General features: G+C 57.4%; 15 protein-coding genes and 1 tRNA gene. 10 read left to right on the plus strand and 6 right to left on the minus strand.

The window, feature by feature from the left end; genetic code table 11:
• Window positions 1–5: 5 nt before the first annotated feature.
• Both ACZ1GS_RS02920 and ACZ1GS_RS02925 read right to left on the minus strand, forming a co-directional pair.
• Window positions 6–584, minus strand: coding sequence for a DUF1285 domain-containing protein (locus tag ACZ1GS_RS02920; protein WP_472696999.1), 579 nt, complete (start codon window positions 582–584; stop codon window positions 6–8).
• A 68-nt stretch (window positions 585–652) separates the two neighbouring features.
• On the minus strand, window positions 653–1,165 hold the full coding sequence (locus tag ACZ1GS_RS02925; protein ID WP_472697000.1) for a GNAT family N-acetyltransferase: 513 nt from the start codon (window positions 1,163–1,165) through the stop codon (window positions 653–655).
• A gap of 165 nt (window positions 1,166–1,330) precedes the next feature.
• Between ACZ1GS_RS02925 and ACZ1GS_RS02930 the strand changes: the two genes are divergently transcribed.
• Entirely contained in the window at window positions 1,331–2,191 is an 861-nt protein-coding gene (locus tag ACZ1GS_RS02930; RefSeq protein WP_472697001.1) for a DUF1499 domain-containing protein, read from the plus strand.
• Window positions 2,192–2,253: 62 nt separating this feature from the next.
• On the opposite strand, the gene ACZ1GS_RS02935 is transcribed toward ACZ1GS_RS02930, so the two are convergent.
• Entirely contained in the window at window positions 2,254–3,438 is a 1,185-nt protein-coding gene (locus ACZ1GS_RS02935) for a PQQ-dependent sugar dehydrogenase (RefSeq protein WP_472697002.1), read from the minus strand.
• Between the two features lie 154 nt (window positions 3,439–3,592).
• Here ACZ1GS_RS02935 and ACZ1GS_RS02940 point away from each other — a divergent pair, with 154 nt between their 5' ends.
• Both ACZ1GS_RS02940 and ACZ1GS_RS02945 read left to right on the plus strand, forming a co-directional pair.
• Window positions 3,593–4,942 (plus strand): methyltransferase family protein, encoded by a 1,350-nt coding sequence (locus ACZ1GS_RS02940; RefSeq protein WP_472697003.1) that lies wholly within the window; start codon window positions 3,593–3,595, stop codon window positions 4,940–4,942.
• Between the two features lie 32 nt (window positions 4,943–4,974).
• Complete coding sequence (locus ACZ1GS_RS02945; protein WP_472697004.1) at window positions 4,975–5,550, plus strand: DNA-3-methyladenine glycosylase I; 576 nt, start codon at window positions 4,975–4,977, stop codon at window positions 5,548–5,550.
• A gap of 31 nt (window positions 5,551–5,581) precedes the next feature.
• Here the strand turns inward: ACZ1GS_RS02945 and ACZ1GS_RS02950 are convergent, their stop codons facing one another.
• Window positions 5,582–6,325, minus strand: a complete 744-nt coding sequence (locus tag ACZ1GS_RS02950) for a helix-turn-helix transcriptional regulator (protein WP_472697005.1) — start codon at window positions 6,323–6,325, stop codon at window positions 5,582–5,584.
• A gap of 193 nt (window positions 6,326–6,518) precedes the next feature.
• Between ACZ1GS_RS02950 and ACZ1GS_RS02955 the strand changes: the two genes are divergently transcribed.
• Window positions 6,519–7,016, plus strand: a complete 498-nt coding sequence (locus tag ACZ1GS_RS02955; protein WP_472697006.1) for a hypothetical protein — start codon at window positions 6,519–6,521, stop codon at window positions 7,014–7,016.
• Window positions 7,017–7,025: 9 nt separating this feature from the next.
• Here ACZ1GS_RS02955 and ACZ1GS_RS02960 read toward each other — a convergent pair whose 3' ends face one another.
• The gene (locus ACZ1GS_RS02960) at window positions 7,026–7,448 is read right to left on the minus strand and encodes a PilZ domain-containing protein (protein WP_472697007.1); all 423 of its coding nucleotides are present in this window, start codon (window positions 7,446–7,448) and stop codon (window positions 7,026–7,028) included.
• A gap of 205 nt (window positions 7,449–7,653) precedes the next feature.
• Window positions 7,654–7,727, minus strand: a tRNA-Cys gene (locus tag ACZ1GS_RS02965).
• Window positions 7,728–7,988: 261 nt separating this feature from the next.
• Between ACZ1GS_RS02965 and ACZ1GS_RS02970 the strand changes: the two genes are divergently transcribed.
• The 6 genes from ACZ1GS_RS02970 to ACZ1GS_RS02995 all read left to right on the plus strand — a co-directional run bounded on the left by ACZ1GS_RS02970 (window position 7,989) and on the right by ACZ1GS_RS02995 (window position 16,888).
• Window positions 7,989–8,642, plus strand: coding sequence for a protein-L-isoaspartate O-methyltransferase family protein (locus tag ACZ1GS_RS02970; RefSeq protein ID WP_472697008.1), 654 nt, complete (start codon window positions 7,989–7,991; stop codon window positions 8,640–8,642).
• A 24-nt stretch (window positions 8,643–8,666) separates the two neighbouring features.
• Complete coding sequence (locus ACZ1GS_RS02975; RefSeq protein WP_472697009.1) at window positions 8,667–10,178, plus strand: TolC family outer membrane protein; 1,512 nt, start codon at window positions 8,667–8,669, stop codon at window positions 10,176–10,178.
• 110 nt (window positions 10,179–10,288) lie between these two features.
• Window positions 10,289–10,906: a DUF2497 domain-containing protein gene (locus tag ACZ1GS_RS02980; RefSeq protein WP_472697010.1), complete on the plus strand. Its 618-nt coding sequence runs from the start codon at window positions 10,289–10,291 to the stop codon at window positions 10,904–10,906.
• A 98-nt stretch (window positions 10,907–11,004) separates the two neighbouring features.
• Entirely contained in the window at window positions 11,005–13,104 is a 2,100-nt protein-coding gene (locus ACZ1GS_RS02985) for a S9 family peptidase (RefSeq protein WP_472697011.1), read from the plus strand.
• The gene (locus ACZ1GS_RS02990; RefSeq protein WP_472697012.1) at window positions 13,101–13,769 is read left to right on the plus strand and encodes an enoyl-CoA hydratase/isomerase family protein; all 669 of its coding nucleotides are present in this window, start codon (window positions 13,101–13,103) and stop codon (window positions 13,767–13,769) included. The genes ACZ1GS_RS02985 and ACZ1GS_RS02990 overlap by 4 nt, the downstream gene beginning before the upstream one ends.
• Window positions 13,770–13,978: 209 nt before the next feature.
• Complete coding sequence (locus tag ACZ1GS_RS02995) at window positions 13,979–16,888, plus strand: valine--tRNA ligase (protein WP_472697013.1); 2,910 nt, start codon at window positions 13,979–13,981, stop codon at window positions 16,886–16,888.
• The last annotated feature ends 131 nt before the right edge of the window (window positions 16,889–17,019 follow it).

A 17,019-nucleotide genomic window follows, 5' to 3' on the forward strand; every position in this document is an offset into this window, starting at 1 on the left:
CCCGCTCATTCCGGCAATGCGATCGGAAAAAAGGCACCATGGCTCCACAAACCGAAGGCTTCGGCCGTGTCAGCTTCATGGTCGGCCAGCGCCATTTCGATCAGGTCATAATAAACCGGCCGGGCCAGCACCGCTTCCAGTCCTCCACGGACATGCAGATAGGGGCGCGGATCTTCGGGGTCGTTGGGAAAGCTGAGCTTGTGCAGATCGTCGGCAATGACAAGATGATCGGTGTTGAGCCGGAAGGCGAGCTTGCGATCACGCCCGCGGCCTTCATTTTCCATTTCCACTGCTATGAAGGGGGCGTCTTCGACGATGATACTAAGCTTCTGATACGGCGTGACCAGCGCGTAGCCATTGTCCTTTTCCTGCCGCAGGATGCTTGAAAAAGCGCGGACCATGGCAGGGCGGGTGATCGGATCGCCCTGATGATACCAGGTTCCGTCACCCGCGATGCGCATGTCACTATTGCCACTGTCCTGCGGGTCCCACTGGTCGACCGGCGGTAGCTTCTGCGCTTCGACCAGTTCGGCAATTTCAGCAAGCGAAAGGGACGCGAGTTCGGGCGGCGGGGTATAGGGCATGGATAGGGCCTATTGTGGCCAAGCGGCTATGTAAAGGGCGGTTCTGATCCGGATGAACGAAACGGCAGTCAAACCACCCAGGGTCCGAGTTTCCCTTTTTCCGGCAGCACCACATCCGGGCCTGTGCGGACCAGCAAGCGACTAGGTTCCCATGGCCCGGGCAGACTCCATCCGCCTGTCCACGCGGCAGAAAAGCCGAAGAACCGATCATAATAATCCGGATCCCCGATCATCACCAGCGGCAGGCTGTCCTCTTCTTTCACTTCCGATAGAATGGCGGTCATCATTTTCTGGCCGATGCCTTCGCCCTGGCAGCTGGGATAGACCGCGACCGGTCCGACCATGATCATCGGATGCGCCGTACCTTCGTCGTCGGTCAGCGCAATCGGCCAGCATTGCAGCGAGCCGAGCAACTCGTTCTCGATATTGTCGACCGCAGCAACGCTCAACCCTTCGAGCATCGCCATGCCATCGCGCACCTTGTAAGCGGTCCGTTCCTTGCGCCCCTTGCCAAAAGCCGCGTCGAGCAAATCGTCGACCAGCGCCGGTGGAATTTCAACCAAAGGAATAATAGTACTCACAGGCAGGCTTTCGACTGAAGGATAATGCGTCTTGAAAGCCGGGCGTTTACCCGCAAAGCAGCGGCCTGTCGAGCGGCGAGATGGGCCCCGATGTTGCGCCACCCAACCAGCCGATTGCACATCGTGATGACCGCGTCTAAAAGACGGTCAACAAGGGAGCTTAGCGTGCAAAACCAACAGGACCAGAATACATCTACCGAGACCGTGTCGCCAGCCGGCGCCACCGCCATAAACGGTAAATTTGCAGGGTTTCGGAAGGATCCCAAAGGCTGGATCGTATTGGTTCTGAGCATCGCCGCAGTAATCGCTTTTTTCGGGGCAGCCGCAGGCGGCGGCTTCGGATTATGGGGTTGGCAAGCGGGTTTGGCCGCGCTGCCATGGACCGGTCTGGTGGCGATAATAGCGCTGCTGATCGCCATTATCGGCTTCATTCTTGACCGCCGCAAAGGGCGCAAGACACGCTGGCCGCTTTTGGGTCTGGGTACACTCGTCTCGCTTGGTTTCCTCGGCTATATGCTCAGCTATATCATGACCGCAGCCTCGCTGCCGGCGATCCATGACATCACCACCGATCTGGCCGATCCGCCACAGTTTACCGCCCTCACGCTGCGTGCCGATAATTGGGACCAGATCCCGGGCGCTGAAGACAGCGAGATGCGCGGGATGAATCCGCGTCAGCGCTGGGCCACTCTGCATCAGGAAGCCTATCCGGACATCCGTTCCGTGCGGATTGACCAGCCGGTCGCCGAAGTGATCGAAAAAGCCAAGCGCCTGGCCGAAGATCGCGGTTGGGAGGTCGCCAATGTTGATCCGGCCGCCGGCCATCTCGAGGCCACCGCAACGATTTCGCTGTTCCGGTTCAAGGATGACGTGGTCATCCGCGCCCGTTCAGCGGAAAACGGCAATGCCAGCATCATCGACATGCGGTCGGTTTCCCGGGTTGGCGTGCATGATCTTGGGGCCAACGCGAAGCGCGTGCGCCAGTTTCTCAGCGACCTTTCGGGCACGACCACAACTGTCAACTAGCAACCGTCAATTGGTAACCATCGGTGATCGTGTTCCCGTTATACGGGACACGATGCCGGCGTTCAGCGCGCCGGGGTCAGCTTCAAGAGACGTCCGCCTTCGCCATCTTCAAGCACCCAGATGGCGCCATCTGGTCCTTGCTCGAGTTCGCGAATGCGGGTGTCCATCGCAAAGCGCTCGGCTTCCTTCGCTTTCTCGCCGTCGAACGAGACCCGGATGATCGCCTCACTGGCGAGGCCTCCGATAAAGGCGCTGCCGTTCCACGCTGGGAACAAGTCACCGGAATAGAAGATCAGACCCGCCGGAGCGATGGTCGGCACCCATGATACTTTCGGGGCGGCAAATTCCGGCCGCGTATCATGATCGGGAATATCCTTGCCATCATAGTGCACGCCGTCGGAAACGATGGGATAGCCGTAATTGGCGCTGCGCTGCACCAGGTTCAGTTCATCCCCGTCGCGAGGGCCCATTTCGTGATTCCAAAGCTTGCCATTGCTGTCAAAGGCAATGCCAAGAATATTGCGGTGTCCGAGCGACCAGATTTCATCCAGCGCGCCTTCTTCGTCGATAAACGGATTGTCCTTTGGCACCGAGCCGTCCGGGAACAGCCGAACGATCTTGCCCAGATTGCCGGTCATGTCCTGCGAGGGATCAAATTTTTGTCGTTCCCCGGACCCGATGAACAGATATTTGCCGTCGGGTGAAAAGACCATGCGGTGCGAATAGTGGCCCTTGCCGGTGGTTTTGGGCGTTTGTCGCCAGATGATTTCCATATTCTCCAGACGGCCATTCTTGTCCGCCCCAAGAACCAGTTTGGCGCGGCCAACGACGGCGCCGCGCTGATCATTCTCGCCCGCTTCTACCCAGCTGAGATAGACCATATTGTCTTCGGCAAAGGTTGGTGAGAGCACGACATCACCAAAGCCGCCTTGACCACCATAGTCGACTTCGGGAACACCGGAAATTGTCGTCTGATTTTCCACCTGGCCCTGGGCGTTCATTGAGATGTGAATCAACTTGCCCGCTTTTTCGGTAATCAGCGCCGTTCCGTCGGGCAAAAAAGTCATCGCCCATGGCTCATCAAAGCTGGCAATTTCTGTGCTGTTGAAAGGTTTTCGGTCAACCGGCGAGATATCGGCACTGGTTTCCGCCGCGTTACCGTCTCCTTTTGTCGCCTGCGCGTCATCGCCATTGGTGCACGCCACAAGGGCAACCGCGGAACAGATTGATAGACCGATGTTTTTCACGATTTTTCCATTCTTTATCAGCATGTTTTTCCCATCCACCTCTTTCGATCAAATATAGGACATCACGAGTCGCTTTCCTAGATCATTCGACACAAATCCCCCAAAAATCGGTCTGTTCATCGCTTGCTTACCATTTCTGGTTAAAGCGATGCTCATGTCAGGACCGAAAAGCCCGAAAATCAGCCGCGCTGACCCGCGACCGTCGTCCGCGGTTTCGTCCGGTGTCGGGTTCGCCGGATTGCTGGGGTTATTTTCCTGGATTCTGATTGCCCGCCAATATGGCATGGATGGGCCCTATTCCGCGCTTGTTGCCTGTGCGGCGACTGGCCTTCCGATGGTCATCTGGTCGCTGCTCTACGACAAGGTGCATTTGCGACCATCAACCGGGATCGACTGGAAAAACCCGAAGCCAGCGCGAGCGACCTTCGATATCAGCCTTGTTAAATTGGCAGGGCTGTGGGCAACCTGGGGGTTGATCGCGCTGATCTACTGTGTCGGGCGCTGGTACTGGACCGGGCAATATCAATTTTCGATGAATATGATGGAGACCGCGGCGCCTTATGTCTTTGGCCTGTCGATCCCTTATGTCTTGTGGATGGACCGGCGGTTTGTCGAACCGCGGGACGGCGCTTGGCATTTCGGACAGTTTCTGATGGGTGCGCGCGGGACTTATGATCGCGAGGAAATCTATCACCATCTGCGCGCCTGGGCGGTGAAAGGCTTTTTCCTGGCGTTCATGATCTCGATTGTTCCGGGTGGCTTTGGTGACATCGTCCGGCTCGATATCAATGCCGTCATCAGCAATCCGGTTGCCATTGCGCACTGGCTGATCATCGCCATGTTTGTCGTCGATGTGCAGTTTGCCACGATCGGCTATTTGCTGACCATGAAACCGCTTGATGCTCATATCCGAACCGCCAATCCCTTTCTGGCCGGCTGGGTTGCCGCCTTGATGTGCTACCCGCCCTTCATTTTGATGGGCGATAACGGCCCGCTCAACTATCATGTGAACACTGCCGACTGGGCCTATTGGTTTGCCGGGCAAGACATATTGCTGATCGTCTGGGGCACGATCCTCGTGCTGCTGACCGCCATTTATGCCTGGGCAACCGTGGCCTTCGGTATCCGCTTTTCGAACCTGACCCATCGCGGAATCCTGACTCACGGGCCCTATCGCTTTACCAAACATCCCGCCTATGTCGCCAAGAACATCTATTGGTGGCTGGCGACCATGCCGTTTTTGGTCACTTCTGGCAGCCTGACCGACTTTGTCCGCAACACCGCGCTGATGGCAGTCGTCAGCGGGGTCTATTACTGGCGCGCGAAGACCGAAGAAAAGCATTTGCTGAGCGATCCTGACTATAAGGCCTATGCCGAATGGATGGACCGCAACGCCCCGATTCCGCGCGCGATCAACTGGGTGAAGGTCAAGATCGGCTGGTGGCCACCGGCCGATGATAAGCCGGCTGCGCAAGACCCGCCGGATATGCAGCCTGCCGAGTAGACAGCGCTTTCGGCGCGGCTTAAGCTCCAGCGATGACAGTGATCGGTACAGATGGCAAAGCGCGTTGCTTCGGCGGCCAGGCCGGCAAGGAATTTTATGGGGTCTATCATGACGAGGAATGGGGTATTCCGGAACATGACGACCGGAAGCTGTTCGAAAACCTCATTCTCGAAGGCGCCCAGGCGGGGCTGAGCTGGGAAACCGTGCTGCGCAAACGGGACGGCTATCGCCGCGCCTTTCATGGTTTTGATCTCCACCGCGTTGCCGCGATGACCGACAGCGAACTGGAGGCCTTGCGCGAGGATGAATCGATCATCCGCAACCGGCTCAAAATCTATTCGGTGCGCAAAAATGCCCTCGTTTTTTTGGCGATGCAGGAGGAATTTGGCAGTTTCGATGCCTGGCTGTGGGCTCATGTCGATGGCGAGCCGGTGGTAAACCGGCCAAAAACCCGTGCGGATATGCGCGCCACGTCACCGATGAGCGATGCCATTTCCAAGGCGTTGAAAAAGCGCGGAATGAGTTTCGTCGGGAGCACCATCATCTATGCCTATATGCAGGCGATCGGGATGGTGGATGACCATATGGCGGATTGCTGGCAAGCCTGATACGCTGCGACGGGCGGTCAAAGCGCTTAGATCAGAGGTGCAAAATGCCAAGTTCCAGGGCTTTGATCGAAACCCCCATGCGGTCGCTGACACCGAGCTTTGCGAAGACTCGGCGGACGTAGGTATCCGTGGTCGATGGTTCAATCTTCAGATGAGCGGCAATCGCTTTGTTGGACCGGCCATTGGCAATCAACCGCACAACCTGATTTTCGCGCTCGGACAGGCGCACCTTTCGGCTGTGTTTCCGTTCCAATATATTGCAGATGCGGACATGCGCAGACAAAGCGAGCGATGTGATCGTGGCGATGATTTCATCGTCAAAAACAAGCTCTACAGGATCGAAGGTGAAGGACGAATAAGCGTTGCGGCCTTTCGGACCAAAGAGCGGGATGCCGAGACCCTGGTGCAGGCCGTGCGCATCGAGTTGCCGGGCAAAAGCCTCCTCCTCCTTTGTCAACCGGCGAGACGCCAGGGCGTCTTGCCACAGCATCGCTTCGCCATGCTGCATGATCATATCGGGGATCGGGTCATGTTTGCGGAAGTCCGGATTTTCGTAGAGCTGAAGCCACTGCTTGGGAAAGCCGGTCGCTGCGAGATAGACAGCCTTGTCGGTCTGGGAATGCAATTTCGGGGTGAGATGGTAGCTAGAACGGTTGGCCCCGAGATCCGCGCAGGCGTCCCGTATCCGGTGCAATATATCAGTAACGTCGTCCAACTTGCTGATTTCCAGAAGAATTTCGGCAATAGGAATCTTATGATCGGTCGATCCGGCCATCGAATCCCCCTTTTTAAAGCGCGACCCCGACAGAATGCGCCAAAATACAAATTTTTACAACTTGTCCCCTGTTTGCGTGACAGCAAGATCTCGTCGGCTCCCCTAGGAGAGCGATCCCCAACCACAGTTAACGTTGTAAACATTGCTTCGCGATTCGCGTGCATACAACGTTGGCGCAACCTGAGACCGTGCCATGGAAGAATTGACCGATCAGCTGACCATTTTGAAGGATATCAAACAGCAACTCGACCGGATGGAGCGGGAGAACTGGGTCCAGTTGATTGCCAATCTGGATATCAGCGCGTTCGCCTTGAATCTGCGCCGGACTCGCGATGCGTCTTTTCCCACTGGCTATTTTTCCAATTGCATCTGGGAAATTCTGCTGGAGCTCTATCAAGCCAACAAGGCAGACCGGCGGCTCGGCTTGCCCGAGATTGTGCATTTGACCGCGATGCCCGAAGAGGTCGCGCTGCGCTATCTTGATCTGCTTATGCAAGATGGTTTTGTCTATCAGGAAGATGATATTTTCGACCGCGACCGATCCTATATCCTGCTCACCGGAAAAGGGCTGGATAAATTGGAAATCCTATTCACTGAGTTCAAAGCCAGCATCACCGGTTTATTGGGCTTGAACGCTGCGACCACCGAAGCGGTTGCGTTGACGCTGCAACCGGCCTCAAAGGCGGGATAAGCACTCAGATCAGCGCGATCGAAAGCCGGGGCGCTTGATGTCGGTTGCCTGCTGGAATCCCTTCCAGACATGCGCGTTGTCGACCTTTTTCACAAAATGGCCTTTGCTGTTTTGGGCGCCAAAATTGAACCGGTCGACGTCGATCGGATCCTCAAACTGCACGCCAATCAGGTCCCGGTCCACCCATCGGATTGTCCCGGAAACCTGGCCATAGCCTTCCTTGCAGACGATTATGGAATCGCCGCGTTCCGCGGAGAGGGGAAATTTTGCACAGAGTCCGAAGGATGAAATGTTGCGCACGAGGGCTTCTGCCTGGTGGCCATCGGCCAATCGGACCTCGATCTTGACCAGTCGCCGCAGCCGTGGCTCTCGCATGGCGTTGGGCGCGCCTTGCTCTTCGGCTGAAATAGAGAGATTGCTGCGTTCGTTCATCCTGATCGGTCATTGGTTATGTGGTCCAATGATAAAGACGGTAAACAGATGGTAACATTTAGCGGAATCCCGCTGCGCCGCCGATTAAAAAGGGGTCCTCTGGGTGGCGCGATGCCGGAGCGATGACCCGGCGCAATCCGCCATCCCGGCCCCGGGCTGCGACTCGCCGGAGACCAAGACTGGTCCAATATGCATCCGAAAAAAATGGAGGCCCGAGCCGGAATCGAACCGGCGTAGACGGATTTGCAATCCGCTGCGTAACCACTCCGCCATCGGGCCGGAGAGGGGCGCAATTGCTTCGCTTTGCTGATAATGTCAAGCCCCGTTTGAGCGGCATCAGCACTATTAGGGCCGTTTGCCGCGTGACCGTTGGAGTTGCTTCAGGAAGGTCCAATTGATCGGTTCATCGCGAAATCGCTGAAATCCGGCTTGGCGATGGTCCTAACTGCCGCTAGAAGCGACAGAAAATAGCGACTGCTGTATTGCTTAAATAATACAGGGGTGGCATAGGCATTATCGGAACAGATCGAGGGTAGGTTCGTGGGTCAGGAAAATTTCAACGCAATGCGCAAGGCGATGGTCGTCAGTCAATTGCGCACCACAGATGTCAGCGATCCGCGTGTCATTGCGGCGATGAGCCATGTTGCGCGGGAAGATTTCGTCCCTGCCGCGATGCGATCCGTCGCTTATTCCGACCGTGGTGTCCAGATCGGCGAAGGGCGCAGTCTGAACGCGCCTTTGTCGACCGGGCGGCTGATCAATGCTGCTGAAATTGGCAAAGACGATAACGTTTTGCTGATCGGTGCCGCGAGCGGATATACCGCAGCGGTGCTGGCACAATTGGCGGGCTCAGTTGTCGCGGTTGAACAATCCGCAAAGCTTGCCAAAGCGGCCGAGAAAAATTGCGCCGCGCTCGACACAGTGACGGTGCAAAAGGCGGATCATGCTGATGGCCATGCGGCATCCGGGCCTTACCAGGTGATTCTGATTGATGGCATTGTCGAGGCGGTGCCAGACAGTCTGGTTGCACAGCTGGAACCAGAGGGTCGCCTGGTGGCTGCGATATCGGACCAGGGCGTGGCTCGACTGGCGCTTGGCCGGAAAGCGGGCGACGTGATTGGCTATCAATATTTCGCAGATTGCGGCGGTGTACCACTGCCGGGTTTTGAACAGCCCAAAGGTTTTGAATTCTGAAATATGAAGGTGGGACAGTTGAACATGAGTAAACGCATTCTGCTTTTGACGGCCTCCGTTTTGGTTGCAGCTCCCTTGGGCCTGTCGGCCTCTGCCGCTCATGCCGAAACACTGCGCGAGGCCATGGTCGCCGCTTATAAAACCAACCCAACCCTGTCAGGTGCTCAGGCCGGACAGCGGGCTGTCGACGAAACTGTGCCGATTGCGAAAGCCGATGGCCGGCCAAGTTCGGGAACCAGTTTCACCTATCAGGAAAATTTCGTGCGCAGCGCCAACAGCTTTACCGCGCCTTTGCGCCAGGCGGTGGCTGGCGGACAGATTAATGTGCCGATCTATTCTGGCGGTGGGGTTAAAAACGCGGTCAAGGCGGCGAAGACCCGGGTCAGCGCCGGGCAATATGATCTGCGTGGCACCGAAGCGGCCTTGTTCAGTAATGTTGTAGCGGCTTATATGGATGTCATCCGCGACGAGGCGGTCACTCGTCTGAGCCGCGCCAATGTCGGTGTTCTTGCGGTCAATCTCGAGGCGACCAGCGACCGCTTCGAAATTGGCGATCTGACACGAACCGACGTCGCGCAATCCGAATCACGGCTGGAAATTGCCAAGGGCAATCTCGAATCCGCGCGGGCCAATCTTATCGCGAGCAAGGAAAATTACATCGCCTTGGTCGGGCGGGCACCGGGTAAACTCGAACCACCTCCGCCGCTACCCAATCTCCCTGCGACGCCGGATGCGGCGGTTGAAATCGCGCTGCAATATAATCCCGATCTGCTCGCGGCCAAGGAGCGCAGCGCGGCTTCCGAATTTGATATCAAAAGCGCGCGGGCAAGCAGACGACCGTCAGTCGAGGTGTTCACCCAGGGCAATTACGTCAATTTCCTCAATACCTTGGGCGGCAATATTGTTGGCGCCAATTTTGTGCAGGAACAGTCGACCGCCGAAGCTGGCGTACGTTTGACCGTGCCGATCTATCAAGGCGGCCGGCCGGCGGCTCAAATCCGGCAAGCCCAAGCGCGTTCCGGTCAGGCCTATGAGCAACTAATTGCCACAGAACGCAATATCATCGCCCAGACTCGCGCAGCTTATTCCAGCTGGCGAGCGTCCGAACGGGTGATTCAATCATCCGAGCGCGCTGTCGCCGCATCGGCGCTTTCGTTGGAAGGCGTGCGGGCCGAAAATAGCGTCGGCAATCGGACGATCCTTGATATTCTGAATGCCGAGCAGGAATTGCTCAACGCGCAGGTCGATCTCGTGACGGCGCGTCGCAACAGCTATGTCGCCGGGTTTACTTTGCTCGCGGCAATGGGCCGGGCCGAAGCCCGTGATCTTGGTCTCGAAGGTGGCGCGCTCTACGACCCGCAGGTCAATTACGAGCGTGTGAAAAGCAGCTTTTATGACTATCAAAGCGATCCAAATCCGGAGCCGGTGGCCACCCGCACCGTCGATACGGTCGCGCAAACCGCGGATGTTGAGCCGCTGCCTTCCGCTAGGACCGGGACACCAGAAAGCCGGCCAGAATCGCCAGAAAAGCCATAATCCATATCGGATGAAAGAATTGACCGGCGGATGCTTGCCGGAATCATGGTTAATGGGTTAGAGAGAAGTCCGGCGCCAGTCGCGCTTGTAAAGAGTATAGGGACCTGCAAATGGCGGAAAACAGCAGCGAGCGAGAAAGCGAATCGTCGATGGAAGAAATCCTGTCGTCGATCAAGCGGATCATTGCCGAGGATAAGGCGATTGAAATCGACCGGCCAGCGGAAGCCAGAAAGCCGGCAGCATCGCGGTCCAAGAAGGTTGTCGACCTGGTTCCGCCCTTGCCGCAATCGATATTGGAGGACTCCAACGCGCCCGTCGAAGATTCCGGAGCGGACAAGGTTGTTGCGGCTGACGGCGATGCGGTTGAAGAACCGGAGGGTGCGGACGTGTCGGCAGATAATGATGACAGCGACGAGATTCTCGAGCTGACTAATGAGGTCAAGGATGATGCCGTCCGCAATGCCCACGGCGTATTCGGGGACCGGCGCAAGCAAGAGCGTCTGATCGATGACAAGAAGCTCGACGCCATGCGGCAGTCGCTATCGGCGCTGGTGGCCATGGACAGCAGCAACAGTCCGGCGCCAGCAAAAGCGGACGGCCAGACATCACTGGAGGACATGACCCGCGAGATGATGAAACCGATGCTCAAGCAGTGGCTCGACGACAATCTGCCACGCCTCGTCGAGGAAATGGTCGCCCAGGAAATTCGCCGGATCAGCCAGAAGTAACGCCCCCAGCCGGCTGTTAAACAACCGGTATAATCCAGCCTATATCATCGGCGATTTGTCGGATTGTCTTGTCCGACAAGCATGCTACACCTTTGATCATGAAAATCATGACCAAAGCTTCCTGCGTTGCCCTGCTGTTGTCCGGCGCGCTTCTGTCCACCAATGCCGCTGTCGCAAGGCCAATGACCGCTGAAGATCTGGCAACGCTCAACCGGGTCGGCGCGCCGACGGTCTCAGCGGATGAGAAATGGACCGTGTTCAGCGTCACCGAAACCGATCCGGAAAGCTATGCGCGCGCCACCGCCTTGTATCTGCTTGATCTCACCGACAAAAACGCGCCGCCGGTGCGCATCGCTGATCGCGCGGATGCCAGCGAACATAGCCCGGCTTTTTCGGCGGATGGGCAAACGCTTTACTATCTGAGTGATGCCAGCGGTTCGGAACAGGTCTGGAGTCTGGCCATATCCACCGATGGTCCCGCGGGTAATCCCGTACAATCGAGCAACTTGCAGGCGGATGTCGCGGGCTTCAAACTGTCGCCCAAAGGTAGCAAGATTGCGGTCTGGGGCGATATCGCACGGGAATGCCCGACATTTGGGTGCGCAGAGGATGCTGGCGGTGACGGCAATAAAGCGCTGCCTGGCCCTGGCACCGGACGGGAATATGACGAGCTGTTCGTGCGTCACTGGTCATCTTGGGAAACACCCGGCAATTACAGCCGGATCTTTGCCTTTGACCTGGATGGTGGAAAACTAAGCGGTCCCGGCGTCGCGATGGATGGCGACCTGGTCGGTGACAGCCCGACCAAACCTTTTGGTGGCGGCGAGGAAATTACCTGGGCCCCGGATGACGAAGGCGTGTTGTTCACGCTGCGCCTGGCGGACCGCAACGAACCCAAATCGACCAATCTCGATATTTATGGCACGCGCGCCAATGGCGAAAAGACGACCAATTTCACCGCGACCAATCCGGCCGTGGATGTGATGCCGGCCTTTTCCCCGGACGGCGAATGGCTTGCCTGGGGCGCGATGGCCCGGCCCGGTTATGAATCGGACAAGATGGTGTTGATGGTCCGCAACAAGGGTCAAAAGCTGACCGAACAGCGTTCGCTGACCAAGGATTGGGACCGCTCGATCAGCTCGATCGCTTGGGCAGCGGACAGCAAGAGCCTCTATGTCACCGCAAGCGATGTGCTCGACAAGCCGGTATTCCAGGTCGATCTGGAATCGGGCCAAGTCACCCGGCTGACCAAATCCGGCAGCGCGGGCAATGTGGTGCCGCTGCGCGATGGCGCGATCCTTTACACGCTGAAAAGCATTCAGCAGCCCGATGATATTTATCACCGGTCTGCGGATGGAAAAGTGACTCAGCTGACCCGGATGAATAGCGCAGCGCTGACCGAGATGGACCAGGTCGACATCCAGCGCTTTGATTTCAAAGGCGCCAATGGCGACCAGGTTTGGGGGCAGATCATCAAGCCGGCGGGTGCCAAAGGCAAGCTGCCAATGGCCTTTCTGGTCCATGGCGGACCGCAGGGCAGCTTTGGCAACAGCTGGTCAACCCGTTGGAATTACAAGGTCATGGCGGCGCAAGGCTATGCGGTAGTGACCGTCGACTTCCACGGCTCGACCGGATACGGGCAGGCCTTTACCGACAGCATCAACCAGGATTGGGGTGGCAAGCCACTGGAGGATCTGAAGCTCGGCCATGCCGCAGCCCTCAAGATCGACAAGCAGATTGACGGCGACCGGTCCTGTGCGCTCGGTGCCAGCTATGGCGGCTATATGATGAACTGGATTGCGGGTCAGTGGCCGGATCAGTTTGACTGTATCATCAACCATGCCGGCATATTCGATCTGCGCAGCTTCGCCTTTTCGACCGAAGAATTGTGGTTTGACCAGTGGGATCATGGCGGATCCTGGTCGACCCGGCCCAATCCGGAGCGCTGGAACCCGCTCAACCGTATCGACAAGTGGAAGACGCCAACCCTGTTCATCCACGGGGAAAAGGATTTCCGCATTCCCTATACCCAGTCGCTGATGCCGTTCACCCATATGCAGGAGATGAATATTCCATCGAAATTGCTGATCTTCCCGGATGAAAACCACTGGGTGCTCAACGGCAAGAACAGCGTGCAATGGCACAATACCGTGTTTGACTGGATGGCGCAGTGGACCGCGGAAGGACAAGGCGAATGAGCTATTTTCCGATGCAGAAAGAGGGCGACACGGTAATCGTCACCCTGACCAACGCGCCGCGCAACACGCTATCCTCGGACCTGCTCGACGAAGGCATCAGCGTCTTTCATCAGCTTGCGCAGGACAAGCCCAAAGGGGGCGTCGTGCTGACTGGGGCTGGCGAGCATTTTACCTGTGGCATGGACACGAAAATCGCTGCGTCGCTGGATGACGCGGGCCAGAAACGGGCGGTTGCCGCGATTAACGGCTTTGCGGCGTCGCTTCATCGGCTGCCCTGCGCGCTGGTCTGTGCGGTCAACGGCAATGCGATTGGTGCTGGCGGTATCATGATGCTGTGCGCCGACTGGATTTACGCCGCTTCCGGCAATTATAAAATCGGTCTGCCCGAGGCCAAGGCGGGTCTGCCCTTTCCACCGGTTCCGCAAGCGATATTGGACCATTGGCTGGAACCGTCCTGGCGCCGGCGGCTGGCCTTGTCGAGCATGTTGCTGAAACCCAATGAAGCGATTGGCGCTGGTCTGGTTGAGGCGACGTTGATGCCGGACGACCTGATCGCGAAATCCGTGGCCAAGGCCCAGGAGCTCAATGCCCAACCCGCTTTCGCTGCCTGCAAACGCCAGCTGCGCGCCAAGGCCAATGCCGAGATTGATGCGATATTGGGGTAGGGCCTGTGCACGGCTGTGCAGCAATACCACGTCATCCTGAACTTGTTTCAGGACCCATCGAGAGGGAGCGCCGTGCCGAACGAGATCCTGAAACAAGTTCAGGATGACGATGGCGTTGTGACGGGATGACGTTGGCGTGGCGGTGGGGAGGCTCCGTTATCCGCATAACGGGTGTTGAATAACCGGTCGGGCGCTGGCAAAGGCAGCGCATGACATTAGATAAAAATTTCGACCCCGCCGCGATCGAAGCGCGCTGGTACCAGCACTGGGAATCCACTGGTCAGTTTCGCCCGGAACGCGGCGATGCAGAGCCGTTCACGATCGTCAACCCGCCACCCAATGTCACCGGGTCGCTGCATATTGGCCATGCGCTCGACAATACTCTGCAGGATATCATCATTCGCCACGAACGGTTGAAGGGCAAGGATGCGCTTTGGGTTGTTGGGATGGATCATGCCGGGATCGCGACCCAGATGGTCGTCGAGCGGCAAATGAATGAGCGCCAGCAAAAGCGCACCGATTTCACCCGCGAAGAATTTGTCGAAAAAGTCTGGGAATGGAAAGAGGAGTCCGGTGGCACAATCACCGGACAGCTGCGCCGTCTCGGCTGTTCGATGGACTGGTCCAACGAGCGTTTCACCATGGACGACGGCATGAACGAAGCCGTCCTCAAAGTGTTTGTAGACCTTTACAATGATGGCCTGATTTACCGCGACAAGCGGCTAGTCAATTGGGACCCGGCGCTGAAAACCGCAATCTCCGATCTCGAGGTTGAGACCACCGATATGAAGGGCCATTTCTGGCATTTCAAATATCCTCTGGCCGATGGCGTGACTCTGGATAATGGTCAGGACTATATTGAAGTCGCCACCACCCGGCCCGAAACCATGCTTGCCGATATGGCGGTGGCTGTTCATCCCAGTGACGAGCGCTATAAGAGCGTCATCGGCAAAGAGATTGAGCAACCGATTACCGGGCGGCGCTTCAAGATTGTTGCCGATGAACATGCCGATCCGGAACTGGGCAGCGGTGCGGTGAAAATCACCCCGGGCCACGATTTCAATGACTTTGAAGTCGGCAAGCGGGCCGGGTTCGCGCCGGCGGACATGCTCAATATGCTCGATGGCGAGGCCAATGTCTGCCAGACCGCCGACGCTCTGGTGCCGGAAGAATTTATCGGTCTGCACCGCTTCAAGAAAGACGGTGTAAAGGGCGCACGGGAATTGGTTGTGCAGCGGATGAAAGAGCTCGGCTGCCTGATCCCGCATGTGACCAAATCCCAGGATGGCGAAACCGTCGAGCATGATGCCGAGCCGCGTACCATCGCAACGCCCTTTGGCGATCGCGGCGGCGTGGTGATCGAACCCTGGCTGACCGACCAATGGTATGTCGATGCCGAGACACTCGCCCAGCCCGCGATCAAGGCGGTGCGCGATGGCAGCATCGAGATTGTGCCCAAGACCTGGGAGAAAACCTGGTTCAACTGGATGGAGAATATCCAGCCCTGGTGCGTGTCGCGCCAGCTTTGGTGGGGACACCGGATTCCGGCCTGGTTTGGACCGGTTGTAGAAGAAGTCGATGGCACAAGGCAGTTCCTGTATCTGAACGATGTTTTGTTCAAGGCTAACAAGAATAGAGATCGTGACGAGCAAATTTTTGTAGCAGCAACCGAACAAGAGGTAATTCAGGCTGCCAAAGAGTTTTATCGATCTGAGAAGCTACCCGATCCCGAAATTGTTTTTAAGAAAAGCCGAGAAGACGCACTAAACTTTGCGCGGACAGAAGGTGGCGGCCAAACCATTGCATTGTTCCGCGACCCCGACGTTCTCGACACCTGGTTCTCGTCCGCCCTATGGCCCTTCGGTACGCTCGGCTGGCCGGAAGAAACCGAAGACCTCAAGCGCCATTACCCCAATGACCTGCTGATCTCCGGCTTTGATATCCTGTTTTTCTGGGACGCGCGCATGGCGATGCAGGGCATTCAGTTCATGAAGGATGTGCCGTGGAAGCGGCTCTATCTGCACGGCCTTGTGCGTGCTGAAGATGGTTCGAAAATGTCCAAGTCCAAGGGCAATGTGGTCGATCCGCTCGGCCTGATCGACCAATATGGCGCCGATGCGTTGCGGTTTTTCATGGCGGCGATGGAAAGCCAGGGCCGCGACATCAAGATGGATGACAAGCGGGTCGAAGGCTATCGCAATTTCGCGACCAAGCTGTGGAATGCCTCACGCTTCTGTGAAGTGAACGGCATCGGCGCGAGCAAGACATTGCGTGCGCCAGAGGCCAAGCTGCCGGTCAATCGCTGGATCCTGTCCGAAGTGACCGAGACGCTCGCTACACTCGACAAGGCGCTCGGAGACCTGCGCTTTGATGCAGCCGCCAACACGATTTATCATTTCACATGGGACCGGTTCTGCGACTGGTATCTCGAACTGATCAAGCCATTGCTGCAAGGCGAAGATGCGGCGGCTGCCGCCGAAACCCGCGCTGTGGCCGGCTGGGTGCTCGACCAGATCATCGTCATGCTCCATCCGTTCATGCCGTTTATCACGGAAGAATTATGGCACAGCATGGCTTCGGAAACCGGCGGCCGGAATTATGACCTGATCGTCGCCAAATGGCCGGAGCCCAAAGCAGAGATTGATCCCGAGGCCAAGGCCGAAGTCGACTGGCTCATTCGCCTGATCTCGGCCACCCGGACCGCCAAAGTCGAACTCAACATTGCGCCGGGCACAAAGATGACCGCCCATGTTCGTGATGGCGACCAAGACCTGCAAGATCGAATCACACGCCAGGCATCCGCTCTGGATCGGGTCGGTCGTCTTGAGAGCTTCTCTTTTGATCCAGCACCAGAAGGGGCCACCGCCCAGATTGTCATCGATGGCGCGACTTACGTCCTGCCGCTTGTCGGTGCGATCGACATTGACGCGGAAAAAGCCCGGCTGGGCAAGGCCTTGGAGGGCGTGTCCAAGGAAGCCAAGTCGCTCGAAGGCCGTCTGGGCAACGCCAATTTTGTCGAAAAAGCCAAGCCAGAAGCGGTCGCGAAAGCCCGCGCCGACCTGGCCGACAAAAGCGCCGAGGCCGAGCGCCTGCAGGCCGCCCTCGACCGCCTGGGGTAAAACCAAAAACTCAAAAGACCTTGGTGCCATGCGCCGCGCCATTCTGAACGTGTTTCAGGATCCAGAGCGCGCACCGTGGCGGCCGAGATGCGGCATCGCGATCAGGATCGCCAACAGGCCGGATGTCAGTT

This window comes from Parasphingorhabdus sp. W113 (assembly GCF_055693205.1).

Bases quoted from the DNA above. Each gene is read 5' to 3' on its own strand.
- ACZ1GS_RS02985 (WP_472697011.1), top strand. From the start codon at position 11,005: ATGAAAATCATGACCAAAGCTTCCTGCGTTGCCCTGCTGTTGTCCGGC.
- ACZ1GS_RS02960 (WP_472697007.1), bottom strand. From the start codon at position 7,448: ATGAACGAACGCAGCAATCTCTCTATTTCAGCCGAAGAGCAAGGCGCG.
- ACZ1GS_RS02950 (WP_472697005.1), bottom strand. From the start codon at position 6,325: ATGGCCGGATCGACCGATCATAAGATTCCTATTGCCGAAATTCTTCTG.
- ACZ1GS_RS02945 (WP_472697004.1), top strand. From the start codon at position 4,975: ATGACAGTGATCGGTACAGATGGCAAAGCGCGTTGCTTCGGCGGCCAG.
- ACZ1GS_RS02975 (WP_472697009.1), top strand. From the start codon at position 8,667: ATGAGTAAACGCATTCTGCTTTTGACGGCCTCCGTTTTGGTTGCAGCT.
- ACZ1GS_RS02940 (WP_472697003.1), top strand. From the start codon at position 3,593: ATGTCAGGACCGAAAAGCCCGAAAATCAGCCGCGCTGACCCGCGACCG.
- ACZ1GS_RS02980 (WP_472697010.1), top strand. From the start codon at position 10,289: ATGGCGGAAAACAGCAGCGAGCGAGAAAGCGAATCGTCGATGGAAGAA.
- ACZ1GS_RS02990 (WP_472697012.1), top strand. From the start codon at position 13,101: ATGAGCTATTTTCCGATGCAGAAAGAGGGCGACACGGTAATCGTCACC.
- ACZ1GS_RS02920 (WP_472696999.1), bottom strand. From the start codon at position 584: ATGCCCTATACCCCGCCGCCCGAACTCGCGTCCCTTTCGCTTGCTGAA.
- ACZ1GS_RS02955 (WP_472697006.1), top strand. From the start codon at position 6,519: ATGGAAGAATTGACCGATCAGCTGACCATTTTGAAGGATATCAAACAG.
- ACZ1GS_RS02995 (WP_472697013.1), top strand. From the start codon at position 13,979: ATGACATTAGATAAAAATTTCGACCCCGCCGCGATCGAAGCGCGCTGG.